Origin of the sequence: Enterococcus sulfureus ATCC 49903 (assembly GCF_000407605.1) — a bacterium.
Taxonomy (GTDB): domain Bacteria; phylum Bacillota; class Bacilli; order Lactobacillales; family Enterococcaceae; genus Enterococcus_G; species Enterococcus_G sulfureus.
Genome location: NZ_ASWO01000005.1, coordinates 463768 through 478494 on the forward strand (window position 1 = coordinate 463768; position 14727 = coordinate 478494).

Consider the following 14727-nt stretch of genomic DNA (forward strand, 5'->3'; position numbering starts at 1 on the left):
GTAATGGTGATAAAAATATAACGTAATTTTTTGACTTCGTCAATCTTTTTTTTGATCTGTTAGATTCCACATCGGCAAGCGATTGATTTCAGGAATCAATTCTTGGTTTACATCAGAAAGTGTGCTGGTCAGCACACGTTTTTTTTCTTGTCCATTTTGAAAAAATAAAAAGGTCATCTCATGTGGATCTATTTTGTAAGTATTCTCTAACCCAGTCGTATCATAAACCACAGGATACCAATAGATTTTGCGATTCAGTTCGTTTTCTTTTTGTTTGATCAGCGTCAGAACCGTTGTCGCCTGTTTCGCTGTTGGTGCACCAAAAAGAATCGATACAGCTGGTTTCTCTTGAATAAATTGCTCAAGCGTTCCATAAGGGATCAGCTCTAATTTATCCGATGTATTTTCTGGTGCGACAAGTTCATTGATTTGTTGTGCGCGAATCGATTGATTGGTCATCGTAATTGCGAAAAAAATAAAAATACCAAAGAACAGAACACCTACCATTAGTCCAATGGTCGTTTTGGGTGTTAACTTGTTGGTGTTTCTTTTTTTTGCAAAACGCTGAACACGCGTTAACTCTTCATTCATCCCATCACCTACTTTTGAAATTCGTCTTAGTCATAGTAGCAATAATAAAAGCCATTCGTCAAGATATTGACCACACATCCAGAAAACTTAACAGTCAAAGAAAGAAAATTGGTATTCTAAGTCAAATTCGTTATAATAAAACGAGAATAAAAAAAGAAATGAGGGATGCAAAATGTCATTTGACGGCATTTTTACTCATTTAATGATCAAGGAATTAACGCCTACTTTATTAAATGGACGAATCAATAAAATCCACCAACCTTATCCAAATGAAGTCGTGTTGGTGATTCGCTCGCAAGGAAAAACACACAAGCTCTTACTGTCTGCACATTCAAGTTATGCTAGGATTCAGTTGACCACGATGGCTTATGCCAATCCAGAAACACCGCCTAATTTTGTTATGATGCTAAGAAAATATTTAGAAGGAGCGATTTTAACGGCGATCACACAACTAGAAAACGATCGGGTTGTTCATTTTACCTTTAGTAAACGCAATGAGTTAGGCGATTTACAATCTATCGTCTTAGTTGTGGAACTGATGGGTCGTCATTCTACGATTTTATTGTTAAATCAAGAAACCGGAAAAATCTTAGATGCAATCAAACATATTGGAAGTTCACAAAACTCCTATCGCTGGTTGATTCCTGGAGCTGAATATATCGCACCACCCAAACAAGAAAAAGAAAATCCGTATACGATCTCAGATGTCGCTGCCTTTCAGCTTCTGTCTCAGCAATCAGAATTAACCGCTGCAACGATCCAACAGCTCTTTCAAGGATTTGGTCGTGATACTGCAACTGAATTGGCGTATCGCTTAAATGAGGCACCAAATGATCGCTTACGTGTATGGCAAACCTTTAGACATCAAATCGAGACACTTCAAACAAGTGTGTTGTACCAAATCAAACAAAAAGAAAGTTTTCATCCTTTTGCTTTTGCTTCACTTGACGACCGCGCAGATGATCGACAGGAATTCTCAACGCTAAACGAATTACTTGATGCGTTTTATCATGAAAAAGCAGAAAAAGATCGTGTGAAGCAACAAGGAAGCGAATTGGTCAAAAAAATCGAGAATGAATTGAAGCGAAATCAGTCAAAATTGCAAAAACGTGAGCAAACCTTAGCCGACTCTGCTTCTTCAGAAGAATTGCGTCAAAAAGGCGAATTACTAACGACTTTTCAGCATGAAGTTCCTCGCGGAGAAACTGCCGTTGCGTTGCCAAACTATTATATTGAAGACCAGCTAACCACTATTGAGTTAGATCCTTCATTAACTCCGATTCAAAATGCGCAGAAATATTTTCAAAAATATCAAAAACTGCGAAATGCAGTAAAATTGATCGATGCGCAAATTGCAGAAACGAAACAAGAGATTGCTTATTTGGAATCCGTCTTATCTCAATTAGAACTGGCTCAACCAGCCGAATTGCCACTCATTCGTGAAGAATTACAAGCAGAAGGATATATCAAAAAGCAAAAACATGGCAAGAAACAAGACAAAAAATCACAACCTGCAAAATTTTATGCTAGCGATGGGACTGAGATTTTAGTTGGAAAAAATAATTTACAAAATGATCAACTGACTTTACGGACGGCTAAAAAATCAGAATACTGGTTACATGCGAAAAACATCCCAGGCTCTCATGTCATCATACGTTCAGAAGACCCTAGTGAGGAAACGATTTTAGAAGCAGCTGAACTAGCGGGTTATTTTTCAAAATATCGGCATTCTGCTCAAGTTCCTATCGACTGTGTCCAAGTTAAACATTTAAAGAAACCAAATGGAGCAAAACCTGGATTTGTCATTTATGAAAATCAAACAACTTATTTTGTGACACCAGAAGAACAAGTGGTTCAAAAATTGTCTCAACACCCTTAACATAGCTTTTTAGTCTATTAAAAAACTCCACGAATCACGTGATTCGTGGAGTTTTTGCTAATCAAAATAATAAATCTTACGACCATTTAGCGGTTGCGTTGGGCGATTGTTTACGACAAAATGATGGTCTGGTAAAGTTTTTAAAAAGTCTTTTGATAATGTTTGGACGGTATCAAATACAAACCATTGAATCGGACCTTTTGTCGGTGGTGTTGTTAACGATCCTTCAAAATGAAATTTAGAAGGTATTTTAGGTAAAAATTCAATTGGATTGAACGTTAATGTGTCCGTTGACGGAACAAATTCAATGGTTGCCTCTTGTTCTTCAAACGTACACAACACACCTACTACTAAATTTTCTTGCGCTTCATTTGTATGCACAAAATGAAACTCGATCGCTTCTTGTTTCCCATTTATCGTATGTTCACTTGGACGATGAAAATGAACATCTGTTAGTGTATACTTCATCTCACGATACACAACATAATTTTTTGTATCATTGGGTACATAATGGATCGTTCGGTTAATTTCTTCTTTATGAAAACTTGCGGCTTCATATGAAAATAAAATATTTTCAGCTTGATGATTTTTTGTCATAGTTTCTTGATGGGATAACGCAATTGGGGATTGATAGGCAAATTGTGCCGCTTGCGTAAATTCATCGCATAATGTCGCCCAAGAATCTGGACCTTTGATTTCGTAATCCCATGTTGTTATATTTGTCATGCTTTTCCACTCACTTTCAACCTAACATCTTGAGAGTCTCTACTTCTCTCATTTATCATTTTACAATAACTATTGTCATTCATTAGGTTTAATGCTTGTTACAAAGTGATCAAGAAAAAGCTATTTGGACTTATTTAAGCTCACCTGATTTGTTCCAATGCTCAGGGTCTTGTTTAAATGTCTCGAGTAATGCATGCTCTTGTGATGTAATTTGTTGGTATTCTTTTGCGACTTCGATCAATGTTGTATAGTCTGTCAACGTGATCAAAGGACAATGTGCTTCATCAAATCTTGTCGTAGCTTGTGTCAATTCATATGTAAAGATCGCTGCTACACCTAATACATCTGCCCCTTCATTACGTGCTGCTTTACACGCTTCTAAGACACTTCCTCCAGTTGAAATTAAATCTTCAATTACCACTACTTTAGTTCCAACCTCTAATTTTCCTTCGACTTGTTTTGTTTTCCCATGTCCTTTTGGTTTGCTACGAATATAGCTCATCGGCAGTTCAAGTTCTTGTGCGATGAAGGCAGCATGTGGAATCCCGGCTGTTGCGGTTCCGGCAATCATTTGAACATCTGGAAAAGCCGCTTTGATCTTTTTCGCCAGTTCTTTAGCGATTTGCGTACGAAATTCAGGATAACTCATCGTTAAGCGATTGTCGCAATAAATTGGGCTTTTGATCCCGCTCGCCCAAGTAAATGGTTCTGTAGGACTTAATGAGACTGCTTTGATGTCGAGTAATCCTTTGGCAATTGTTTGTTCCACAGTTTGATTCATCATTTCACTTCACTCCATTGTGTTTGAATTGTTTGGTAGGCTTGATAAGGATTTGCTTTCGTAGTGATCGGTCGTCCCACTACAATATAGTCTGCCTGATTCATTCGGGCTTTTTTAGGTGTCATCACTCGTTTTTGATCACCTATTGCATCTGTTTCTAAACGAATCCCTGGCGTGACACATAAAAATGCATCTGTGGTCAGACGATGGATCGTTTTGGCTTCTTGAGCAGAACACACTACCCCATCTAAACCTGAAAGTTCAGTCATTTTTGCGAGATGATAGGCACTTTCATGGACATCTTGATTGATTTTTTGTTCAAGATGGACCATTTGATTGTTTGTTGACGTCAGTTGTGTGACCGCGATCAATTTAGGAACAGCTGTTTTTGCTCCTTCTACTAGCCCTTCTTTTGCTGCGTGCATCATGTCGATCCCGCCTAAAGCATGAACGTTGGTCATTTGAATATCTAATTTACCGAGCGATTTCATCGCGTGATAGGCTGTATTTGGAATATCATGGACTTTGACATCTAAGAAAATATCGTGTCCTAATGCACGTAATGTGCGGATACAATCTGGACCTTTTGCATAAAATAATTCCATTCCAACTTTTAAAAATAACGATTCTTCTTTAGGGAAATGCGCTAAAAATTGCAAGACTTCTTCCATTGTTGCAAAATCTAATGCGATGATCGGTCGTTTTTCCATGATTACACTCCTCTGACTTCAGCAATTAAGGCTTCTAAGCTTGAAATATTTAATTCATCCATTCGTTTAGGCAATTGTTCGATCAATTTAGGACAAATAAATGGATCCGTAAAATTTGCTGTTCCCACAGCCACTGCACTCGCACCAGCCATAAACATTTCTAATACATCATCTACGGTATACACGCCACCCATTCCAATAATGGGTAAATTCGTTGCCTGTGCGACTTGATGGATCAAGCGAATGGCAACAGGTTTGATTGCAGGACCAGATAATCCACCTGTTTGATTAGCTAAAATCGGTCGTCTAGTTTTTAAATCGATTCGCATACCAAGTAGTGTATTGATCATCGTAAATCCATCTGCTCCCGCTTGTTCGATCGCTTGTGCTATTGGCACGATATCGGTGACATTTGGAGATAATTTCGCATACACTGGAACACTCGATACTTGTTTGACTGCGTGAATCAATTCTCCTGCAACGGTTGCATCTGTTCCAAATGCAATACCTCCATGTTTGACGTTCGGACAAGAAATATTTAATTCGATTGCGGTAACATTTGGCACCATCGAAATCTGTTGGCACACCTCAACGTATTCTTCTTGGGTTGACCCAGCTACGTTTGCAATAATCGGTAGTTCAGGATAACGCTGATAAAGATCAGGCAATAGTTCATGTTTTACGACATTTAATCCTGGATTTTGCAACCCAATCGCATTTAACATCCCACTGGGTGTTTCGGCCACTCGTGGCGTTGGATTGCCGTAGCGTGCTTCCTTAGTTGTTGCTTTGACCATGATAGATCCTAGTTGATTCAAATCATAGTACTCACCATATTCTTTTCCAAAGCCAAAACAGCCGCTCGCTGGCATGATCGGGTTTTTTAAAGCCAAACCAGGTAAGTTTACTGCTAATCGTTCACTCATAATTGCACCATTCCAGCTTGGAACACTGGCCCTTCATCACAGACTTTCACACTCTTTTGTGGATCAGCTACTTTTGGACAAACACAAGCGTAACACGCTCCAATTCCACAAGCCATTCGTGCTTCTAATGAAAGTTGTACTTCCGTGTGTGTAAAATAACTTTCTACTGACTTTAATAAGCCATTATTGCCACAACTAAAGACGCTATCAGGAGGTGTGACTTGGTCAAATAATACGGAAATCAATCCTTTTTCTCCAAAAGAGCCATCATCTGTTGCTACTAAAGTCTTTCCAAGTTGTGAAAATTTATCCAAATGATACATTACTTCTTTTGTTGCAAATCCAAAAAGATGGGTAACCTGGATACCTTTAGCGACTAATTGTTTACTTAATTCATAAAGCGGAGGGATCCCAATTCCCCCCCCTACGATCAAGGCCTGTTGTCCTTTAACTAGATGCTCAAATTCAAAGCCATGTCCTAGTGGTCCTAGTACATCAAGTGTTCCTGTTGTTAATTCGGCCATTTGAGCAGTCCCTTGTCCTTCTACGCGATAGATGATCTTACAGGTTTGTCTGTTATGATCGATTTCATGAATACTGATTGGACGGCGCATTAAAAGATCCGCACTAGGAATGCGGATATGTAAGAACTGCCCAGGAACACTCATTTCAGCAGTGAGTGCTCCTTTTAATGTCAGTTCATAAATATGTGGGGCTAATTGGATTTGATTCACAATGGTCATCATTTCTTGCTTCATCAAACAATCTCCTTTTTAAATGGCATTTGTTGCAAATGCACGAGCTTCCATAACTTTCAAGATCGCATCGGCTGTGTCAAGTGAAGTGAGCAATGGTACACCGTGTTCTACAGCTTCACGACGGATTCTAAAGGTATCTTGTGTTTGTTGGTTTCGATTTTTATCCATGGTATTGATGGCAATTTGAATGGTACCATTTTGTAGTCGTTCAATTACGTTATGGTCTTCTTCATCTAATTTAGCTACTTCTTCCACTAACAGTCCATTGTCTTTGAAATAAGCAGCGGTACCTGTTGTAGCAGTCAAACTAAAACCAACATCGGTAAAGCGCTTGGCTAGTGCTAACGCCTCTTCTTTGGTTTCATCCGCGATGGTAAAGAATGCGGTGCCGTATTCTGGAATGTGTAATCCAGAAGCTTCAAAAGCCTTGTATAAAGCTTTTGCTAAGGTTTGGTCAGATCCCATGACTTCACCAGTTGATTTCATTTCTGGTCCTAAGTAAGTATCGACTTTATTTAATTTAGTGAATGAGAAAACTGGAGCTTTTACATGAACTAAATTTGGCGTAGCATACAATCCGTCTTCATACCCTAATTCTTTCAGACTTTGTCCCAAGATAACTTTCGTTGCAACTTGTGCCATTGGGATATTTGTCACTTTACTTAAAAATGGTGCAGTACGACTTGCACGTGGGTTAACTTCGATGACATACACGTCATCTTCAAAAATAACGAATTGTACGTTCATCATCCCAATACAGTTTAGTCCGATCGCTAACCGTTTCGTATAATCTACAATGGTCTCGATGGTCTTTTGACTTAGATTTTGTGGCGGGTAGACAGCCATTGAATCTCCTGAATGGACGCCAGCACGCTCAATGTGTTCCATGATCCCAGGAATCAACACATTTTTTCCGTCACAGATGGCATCGACTTCGCATTCTTTTCCAAGTAAATAACGATCGATCAATACAGGATGTTCTGGTGAAGCTTTCACTGCATGTGTCATATAGCTTAGTAAATCTTCTTCATTGTCGACGATCTCCATTGCACGTCCACCAAGGACATAACTTGGGCGAACCAAGACAGGAAATCCGATATGTTTTGCAATTTCCAACGCTTCACTAGTATTTGTAGCGGTGTCTCCTAAAGGTTGCGGAATATTAAGTTCTTTTAGGGCTTGTTCAAATAAATCACGATTTTCCGCACGATCTAGATCTTCGATCGTTGTGCCTAAAATTTTCACCCCTGCTTGATGCAATGGTTCTGCTAAATTAATCGCCGTTTGTCCACCAAATTGAACGATGACACCGATTGGTTGTTCTAAATCGATCACGTTTTGAACATCCTCAATCGTTAGCGGTTCAAAATAAAGTTTATCTGAAATCGAGAAATCAGTGGAGACGGTTTCTGGATTGCTATTCATAATGATCGCTTCATACCCTGCTGCTTGAATGGCTTTAACAGAGTGAACTGTCGCATAGTCAAATTCGACCCCTTGTCCGATTCGGATAGGACCTGAGCCTAAGACTAAGATTGAAGGTTTAGTCGATCGGACACTTTCGTTTTCAAATTCGTATGAACTATAAAAATAAGGTGTCTGTGAAGCAAACTCGCCTGCACACGTATCGACCATTTTATAGACTGGAATAATTTGTTCAGCGATCCGAAATTCACGTACTTGTTTAGGCGTTGTTTCCCATAAATCCGCGATTTTATGATCTGTAATCCCGTATGTTTTTGCTGTTTTCAGCAGTGAAGCATCAAATGGTTGACTAGATAAGGCGTGTTCTAGCTCGATAATGTGACGAAGTTTGTCTAAAAAGAACAAGTTGATCTTGGTCATTTCAGCGATTTCTTCGATCGTATAGCCTCGACGAATAGCTTCTGCAAGATAGAATAAACGATCATCTTGTGCTTTGATCATTTTTTCCGTCAATTCATCATCGCTAACTTCACTTAATTCTTTGATTTCCATATGGGTTGTCCCGATCTCTAAAGAACGAACCCCTTTTAACAATGCTTCTTCGATAGTTCTTCCAATCGCCATGACCTCACCAGTGGCTTTCATTTGCGTTCCTAATACTCGGTCTCCCGTTTCGAATTTATCAAAAGGCCAACGTGGGATTTTTGCAACGACATAATCAAGTGCGGGTTCAAACTCTGCATAGGTTGTTTCGGTTACTGGGTTTTTCATCTCATCTAAAGTTAAGCCAACTGCAATTTTCGCTGCTAATTTTGCGATCGGATAGCCAGTCGCTTTACTTGCTAAAGCGGACGAACGCGATACGCGAGGATTGACTTCGATGATATAGTACTGGAAACTATCTGGATCGATGGCCAATTGGACGTTACAACCGCCTTCGATTTTTAAGGCACGGATAATTGTCAATGAAGCATCACGTAATAATTGATATTCATAGTCCGAAAGGGTTTGACTTGGTGCAAATACGATTGAATCTCCAGTATGAATACCTACTGGATCAAAGTTTTCCATGTTACAGACAACAATCGCATTGTCTGCAGAATCTCGCATCACTTCGTATTCGATTTCTTTAAAGCCTGCGATACTGCGTTCAATTAAACATTGCGTTACTGGTGAAAGTTTTAATCCATTTTCTGCGATGTGACGCAATTCTTCTTCGTTTTGACACATTCCACCACCTGTACCACCTAGTGTGAATGCTGGTCGTACAATAACAGGATAGCCAATCGTTTTTGCAAAATCGATTCCTTCTTGCACGGTAGTGATAATCGCAGATTCTGGAATAGGTTGATCTAATTCTTGCATCAATTGTTTAAATAAATCGCGATCTTCTGCTTGATCGATGGCTGAAAGTTTTGTTCCAAGTAATTCGATTCCTAGTTCTTTCAATAATCCTGATTTTGACAATTCCATCGCCATATTTAATCCAGTTTGTCCGCCTAAAGTAGGTAAAATAGCATCTGGTCGTTCTTTACGTAGAATTCTTGACACGAATTCGAAGGTAATCGGCTCGATATAGACACGATCTGCTACTTCACGATCGGTCATGATCGTAGCGGGATTTGAATTCACTAAAATCACTTCGTATCCTTCTTCTTTTAAAGCTAAACATGCTTGTGTTCCAGCATAATCGAATTCGGCTGCTTGACCGATGATGATCGGACCTGATCCAATCACTAAAATCTTTTGAATATCTGTTCTTTTTGGCATTAGTTTTGCTCCTTCCAAGCATCCATCATTTCAATAAATTCATCGAATAAATGTACGGCATCATGTGGTCCAGGTGCTGCGTCTGGATGAAATTGTACACTAAAGGCTGGGTAATCACGATGACGAACCCCTTCAATCGTTCCATCATTGACTTCGATATGGGTAATCAATAGTTTCTCTGGATCGATCGATTCAGCTGCGACCGCAAATCCATGGTTTTGTGAGGTAAAATCGATTCTTCCTGTCGCGATTTCACGAACAGGATGATTCAAGCCGCGATGACCAAATTTCATTTTGTACGTATCCGCTCCATTGGCTAAGGCAAATAATTGATGTCCTAGACAGATACCAAAAATTGGAACTTTCCCTTGAATTTCTTGGATCATCTTCACAACTTCTGGTAAACTTTTAGGATCTCCAGGCCCGTTGGTAAGCATCACGCCGTCTGGTGCTAGAGAGAGGATTTCTTCAGCCGTTGAATGATAAGGTAAAACCGAAACATTACACGAACGCTTTGAAAATTCACGCATAATACTATGTTTTAATCCAAAGTCGATCATCACAACATTGTGTCCTGTTCCTGGACTTGGATAAGCTTTTGCTGTTGAGACTTGTTGCACTTGGTTAGTTGGGAGAACTGCCGCTTTTAATTGGTCATACGCATGTGAAAATTCATCTCCCACATCGACAATACTGGCTTTCATCGTTCCAACTTCACGAATTTTTTTAGTCAAAGCACGGGTGTCGATCCCTGAAATACCCGGAATGTTTTTTTGTTTTAAAAATTCATCTAACGTCATTTGACTACGCCAATTACTCGGAACGCGCGCATGTTCTTTTACGACAACTCCTTTACACGTTGGAATAATAGATTCATAATCGTCGCGATTGACACCGTAGTTTCCTACTGTCGGATAAGTAAACGTAATAATTTGACCATTGAAACTTTGATCAGTGATCGTTTCTTGATACCCTGTCATACTCGTTGTAAAGACGATCTCGCCTACAACATTGATTGGCGCACCAAATCCTTCTCCTTCAAAATGTGTTCCATCTTCTAAAATTAACCAACGTTTCATTTGTCTCCACCTCTTTGATAAACTACCGTACCATCAACGAATGTGTATAAGGTTTCTCCAAATACAGTCCATTGATCAAACGGTGTGTTTGTTGCTTTTGATAAAAAGTTTGTTGAATCGATCTTATGTTCCGTCTCTAAATCTAAAATCACTAAGTCAGCTTTTGCTCCAATGTCTAGCGTTCCGCGATCAATGTCAAATAGTTCAGCAGGTTTTTGACTCATCCAATGTAAAACTTGTTCTAGTGTAAAGATGTCTTTTTTGACAAAGTATGTGTACATCAAACTAAAAGCATATTCTGATCCGACGATTCCAAATGGTGCATGTAAGAAACTTTGACATTTTTCTTCGTGGCCATGAGGGGCATGATCAGTGGCGATACAATCGATCGTACCGTCTAGTAAGCCTTCAATCAATGCTTGTTGATCTTCACTTGCACGTAGTGGAGGATTCATTTTGTAGTATCCGTGATCTGTCGGGATATCTTCATCGATCAACAATAAATGATGCGGACAAACTTCACACGTCACATGAATTCCAGCCTGTTTTGCTTCACGAATAACTCGTACACTTTCTTTAGTGGAGACATGGCAAACATGATAATGTACGCCTGTTGCTTCTGCTAAAAGTAAATCACGTGCGATTTGTGACGATTCTGTCACACTAAGAATACCTGGAAGGTTAAGCTCCTTTGCACGCTCTCCAGCATGCATTACCCCGCCAAACAGTAAGGATTCATCTTCTGTATGGGCGACAATCGCTTTATTCACTCGTTTGGCTTCTTTCATCGCTTGATACATCGTACCGGCAGTTTGCACCCCAACGCCATCATTCGTAAATGCGAACGCGCCTTCTTTTGCTAAAGCAGACATATCCACAAGCTCTTCTGAACGTAAGGCTTTCGTAATCGAGGCATAAGGTAAGACATTTACACACGCATCTTTTGCAATTATTTTTTGAATATTCCGAAAATTATCGTTACTATCAGGGACAGGATCGACATTGGGCATCGCACAGATTGTCGTAAATCCGCCTCTAGCTGCAGCTAAGGTACCTGTTTTAATGGTTTCTTTATACGTATAACCAGGTTCTCTCAAGTGCACATGAACATCGATAAATCCTGGGGTAATCAGTCCGTTTTTTGCATCGATCACCTGATCAAATTGTGTGGGATCAAATTGTTTTCCAATCGCGTGGATGTACTGGTCTTTAATCCAAATCTCTACCGCGTTCTTTGCTCCATTTTGTCCAATAATAAATCCGTTTGTAATCAGTTGATCCATTTATGCTTCCTCCTTATAATGCATGACCGTATCTAAAATCGCCATTCTAGCAAATACACCATTACTCATTTGCGTTACGATTCTTGAACGTGGTGCTTCGACTAAGTCACTGGCCAGTTCAACATCGCGATTGACTGGGGCTGGATGTAAAATAATTGCTTGATCTTTCATTTGTTGTTCGCGTATTAGTGTCAATCCATATTGTTGATGATACTGTGTTTTTGAAAATTGTTCTTGATTTTCGTGACGCTCATGTTGAACACGAAGCATCATCATGACATCGACAAATGTCACAAGTTCATCCATGTCGACATATTGACCATAGTCATTAAACCTGTCATCAAACCATTCTTTAGGGCCTGAAAAGTACAATCGAGCACCTAAACGATGTAAGATCTTCATATTGGATTTAGCCACTCGTGAATGTCTTAAGTCTCCCACGATCGCAATATGTAATCCCTCAAAAGAACCAAATTCTTCATAAATCGTCATAATGTCTAGTAAGGACTGGCTGGGATGTTCACCTGAACCATCACCAGCGTTGATAATATGGGTTTGAATAGATGGGCTATCCAGTAACTCTTTATAGAATGCTTCTTCGTAGTGACGAATGACACAGATATCTGCCCCAATTGCGGAGAGTGTCAATACAGTATCGTATAATGTTTCTCCTTTTTGAACGGAACTCGTTGAAGCTTCAAAAGGAATGACGTTCATTCCCATTTTACGTTCAGCGATTTCAAAACTTTTATGTGTTCGTGTGCTATTTTCAAAAAATAGGTTAGCAACAAATACGTGTTGATAAGCTTGTGGCCATTCGTTTGCTTGCTTAAAGGCTAATCCTTTTTGGATCAAGTACAGCAATTCCTCTTTTGAAAATGGATCTAATGAAATAAAATGTTTTGTATTGGGTGCAGATAGTGTTTTCACCGTGTCGTCCTCCTAAACTTCGCTTTTTGCTTGATCAGGTAAAATCAAGTTTAAAAGAATACCTAAAACAGTAGCCAGTGCCATTGAAGAAAGTGTGAATGTTCCAACTTCAAAGACTAAACCGCCGATTCCTACAACTAAGATGACCGAAGCAATCAACAAGTTTTTCTTTTTGTCAAAATCAACTTTATTTTCAATCAAGATTTTTAAGCCGCTTGCTGCAATTACTCCGAATAAGACAAAGCTGATTCCTGAAATCACTGGGTTTGGAATACTTAAGATCAATGCAGTTAATTTTCCAACAAATCCGAGCAAGACAGCAAAAACAGCCGCGCCTCCGATCACAAACACACTGTGTACGCGTGTAATAGCTAAAACTCCAATATTTTCTCCGTAACTGGTTACCGGAGGGCCACCAACAAATCCTGCTACGATCTGTGCAAATCCGTCTCCCATTAACGTTTTGTGTAAGCCAGGTTCTTCAAAAAAGTTTCGTTTCGTTAATTTGTTTAATACCATCAAATGACCAATATGTTCCGTCATGGTTACAAATGCAATTGGTGCCATGGTTGTAATTGCACCAAGATAAAGCTTAGGCTCGTATTCGATAAATGGAACTTGAAAATCTGGTAAAGCGAACCATGCTGCTTGTTTGATGGGTTCAACATCTACAATCCCTACCACTAAAGCAAGTAAGTAGCCACACACAATGCCTAGTAAAATTGGAATCAATCCGATGAAGCCTTTTAAGTACATATTGAAAAAAATCGTAATCGCTAATGTCGCAAGTGCTACAAATACATATTTAAAGTCATATACTTGAGCATCGGCAACAGTCTTGTACATCGCGTTATTCGCAGCATTAGCAGCCAAACCTAATCCAATCACCATAATGACAGGTCCAACCACGATTGCTGGTAAAATTTTATCTAGCCACCCAGCGCCGATTTTTTTAATGATGAAGGACACGATCAGATATACCGCTCCTGTTGTCATCGCCCCTTGTGCGATGGCCGGATATCCATCTGTTTTCATCAATAATTGCATCGCAGCGATAAAGGCAAAGCTACTTCCTAGGTAAGCGGGAATTTTCCCCTTAGTCACACATAAGTAAACGATAGTGCCAAGGCCTGAACTAACTAAGGCAATACTTGGATTAATGCCGACTAAAATCGGAACTAAGACGGTTGCACCAAACATCGTAAATAAATGTTGTAGACTTAATCCGATCCAGTGTACTGGTTTTGGTCGGTCATGTATATCTAATACAGCATCATGGTTGCGAAACTTTTGACTCATGTTCTTTATTCCTCCGTTTGATCGATTAAGATACGGTCGTTCCCATCGATTTCTTCCATTTCAACGATAATTTCTTCTGTTTTAGATGTTGGAATGTTTTTTCCAACAAAATCCGCACGAATCGGTAATTCGCGATGGCCGCGATCGACCAGTACAGCAAGTGAAATTCGTCGGGGACGTCCGTAATCCATGACCGCATCCAGTGCGGCGCGAATCGTACGCCCTGTGTATAATACATCATCTAGTAAGATGACTTCTTTTCCTTCAAGGGATAATGGGATTGTAGATGTCGTTTCGATAGTTGCATCTACTTTTTGATCATCACGATATCCTGTAATATCTAATTCACCCACAGGAACATCGACATCTTCTAATTGTTTTAAACGTTCTGCAATGCGTTGTGCAATATAAATACCACGCGTTTTAATTCCAACAAGGACTAGATCTTCGATTCCTTTGTTGCGTTCGATAATTTCATATGTGATCCGTGTTAATGCGCGTTTCATTGTCACTGCGTCGATAACTTCTTTTTTCATGATGATTCCTCCTTATTTTTGGCCATAAAAAAAC

General features: G+C 39.5%; 13 protein-coding genes. 1 reads left to right on the forward strand and 12 read right to left on the reverse strand.

Going from position 1 to position 14727, the window contains the following annotated elements; genetic code table 11:
- Nucleotides 1-39: 39 nt before the first annotated feature.
- Nucleotides 40-591, reverse strand: coding sequence for a hypothetical protein (locus I573_RS08255; protein ID WP_016185472.1), 552 nt, complete (start codon nucleotides 589-591; stop codon nucleotides 40-42).
- A gap of 172 nt (nucleotides 592-763) precedes the next feature.
- On the opposite strand from I573_RS08255, the gene efbA reads away from it, so the two are divergent.
- Nucleotides 764-2470, forward strand: a complete 1707-nt coding sequence (gene efbA / locus I573_RS08260; protein ID WP_016185471.1) for a fibronectin-binding protein EfbA — start codon at nucleotides 764-766, stop codon at nucleotides 2468-2470.
- 57 nt (nucleotides 2471-2527) lie between these two features.
- On the opposite strand, the gene I573_RS08265 is transcribed toward efbA, so the two are convergent.
- The 11 genes from I573_RS08265 to pyrR all read right to left on the reverse strand — a co-directional run bounded on the left by I573_RS08265 (nucleotide 2528) and on the right by pyrR (nucleotide 14696).
- Complete coding sequence (locus tag I573_RS08265; RefSeq protein ID WP_016185470.1) at nucleotides 2528-3196, reverse strand: carbonic anhydrase family protein; 669 nt, start codon at nucleotides 3194-3196, stop codon at nucleotides 2528-2530.
- A 130-nt stretch (nucleotides 3197-3326) separates the two neighbouring features.
- Nucleotides 3327-3980, reverse strand: a complete 654-nt coding sequence (gene pyrE / locus I573_RS08270; protein WP_016185469.1) for an orotate phosphoribosyltransferase — start codon at nucleotides 3978-3980, stop codon at nucleotides 3327-3329.
- Nucleotides 3977-4687, reverse strand: a complete 711-nt coding sequence (gene pyrF, locus I573_RS08275; protein WP_016185468.1) for an orotidine-5'-phosphate decarboxylase — start codon at nucleotides 4685-4687, stop codon at nucleotides 3977-3979. Before pyrF ends, pyrE begins: the two co-directional genes overlap by 4 nt.
- A gap of 2 nt (nucleotides 4688-4689) precedes the next feature.
- Nucleotides 4690-5613 (reverse strand): dihydroorotate dehydrogenase, encoded by a 924-nt coding sequence (locus tag I573_RS08280; RefSeq protein WP_016185467.1) that lies wholly within the window; start codon nucleotides 5611-5613, stop codon nucleotides 4690-4692.
- Complete coding sequence (locus I573_RS08285; RefSeq protein ID WP_016185466.1) at nucleotides 5610-6371, reverse strand: dihydroorotate dehydrogenase electron transfer subunit; 762 nt, start codon at nucleotides 6369-6371, stop codon at nucleotides 5610-5612. Before I573_RS08285 ends, I573_RS08280 begins: the two co-directional genes overlap by 4 nt.
- 15 nt (nucleotides 6372-6386) lie before the next feature.
- Complete coding sequence (gene carB, locus I573_RS08290; RefSeq protein WP_016185465.1) at nucleotides 6387-9566, reverse strand: carbamoyl-phosphate synthase large subunit; 3180 nt, start codon at nucleotides 9564-9566, stop codon at nucleotides 6387-6389.
- Nucleotides 9566-10645 carry a carbamoyl phosphate synthase small subunit gene (locus I573_RS08295; protein ID WP_016185464.1) on the reverse strand — a complete coding sequence of 360 codons (1080 nt, stop codon included), beginning with the start codon at nucleotides 10643-10645 and terminating at the stop codon, nucleotides 9566-9568. The genes carB and I573_RS08295 overlap by 1 nt, the downstream gene beginning before the upstream one ends.
- Entirely contained in the window at nucleotides 10642-11928 is a 1287-nt protein-coding gene (locus tag I573_RS08300; protein ID WP_016185463.1) for a dihydroorotase, read from the reverse strand. The genes I573_RS08295 and I573_RS08300 overlap by 4 nt, the downstream gene beginning before the upstream one ends.
- Nucleotides 11929-12858 (reverse strand): aspartate carbamoyltransferase catalytic subunit, encoded by a 930-nt coding sequence (locus tag I573_RS08305; protein WP_016185462.1) that lies wholly within the window; start codon nucleotides 12856-12858, stop codon nucleotides 11929-11931.
- Between the two features lie 12 nt (nucleotides 12859-12870).
- Nucleotides 12871-14157: a solute carrier family 23 protein gene (locus I573_RS08310; RefSeq protein ID WP_016185461.1), complete on the reverse strand. Its 1287-nt coding sequence runs from the start codon at nucleotides 14155-14157 to the stop codon at nucleotides 12871-12873.
- Nucleotides 14158-14162: 5 nt separating this feature from the next.
- Nucleotides 14163-14696 (reverse strand): bifunctional pyr operon transcriptional regulator/uracil phosphoribosyltransferase PyrR, encoded by a 534-nt coding sequence (pyrR, locus tag I573_RS08315; protein WP_155855542.1) that lies wholly within the window; start codon nucleotides 14694-14696, stop codon nucleotides 14163-14165.
- Nucleotides 14697-14727 lie beyond the last annotated feature (31 nt).

What these genes read in the sequence shown, in the direction of transcription:
- I573_RS08255 (WP_016185472.1), bottom strand. Translation starts at nt 591, where the DNA reads ATGAATGAAGAGTTAACGCGTGTTCAGCGTTTTGCAAAAAAAAGAAAC.
- efbA (WP_016185471.1), top strand. Translation starts at nt 764, where the DNA reads ATGTCATTTGACGGCATTTTTACTCATTTAATGATCAAGGAATTAACG.
- I573_RS08265 (WP_016185470.1), bottom strand. Translation starts at nt 3,196, where the DNA reads ATGACAAATATAACAACATGGGATTACGAAATCAAAGGTCCAGATTCT.
- pyrE (WP_016185469.1), bottom strand. Translation starts at nt 3,980, where the DNA reads ATGATGAATCAAACTGTGGAACAAACAATTGCCAAAGGATTACTCGAC.
- pyrF (WP_016185468.1), bottom strand. Translation starts at nt 4,687, where the DNA reads ATGGAAAAACGACCGATCATCGCATTAGATTTTGCAACAATGGAAGAA.
- I573_RS08280 (WP_016185467.1), bottom strand. Translation starts at nt 5,613, where the DNA reads ATGAGTGAACGATTAGCAGTAAACTTACCTGGTTTGGCTTTAAAAAAC.
- I573_RS08285 (WP_016185466.1), bottom strand. Translation starts at nt 6,371, where the DNA reads ATGAAGCAAGAAATGATGACCATTGTGAATCAAATCCAATTAGCCCCA.
- carB (WP_016185465.1), bottom strand. Translation starts at nt 9,566, where the DNA reads ATGCCAAAAAGAACAGATATTCAAAAGATTTTAGTGATTGGATCAGGT.
- I573_RS08295 (WP_016185464.1), bottom strand. Translation starts at nt 10,645, where the DNA reads ATGAAACGTTGGTTAATTTTAGAAGATGGAACACATTTTGAAGGAGAA.
- I573_RS08300 (WP_016185463.1), bottom strand. Translation starts at nt 11,928, where the DNA reads ATGGATCAACTGATTACAAACGGATTTATTATTGGACAAAATGGAGCA.
- I573_RS08310 (WP_016185461.1), bottom strand. Translation starts at nt 14,157, where the DNA reads ATGAGTCAAAAGTTTCGCAACCATGATGCTGTATTAGATATACATGAC.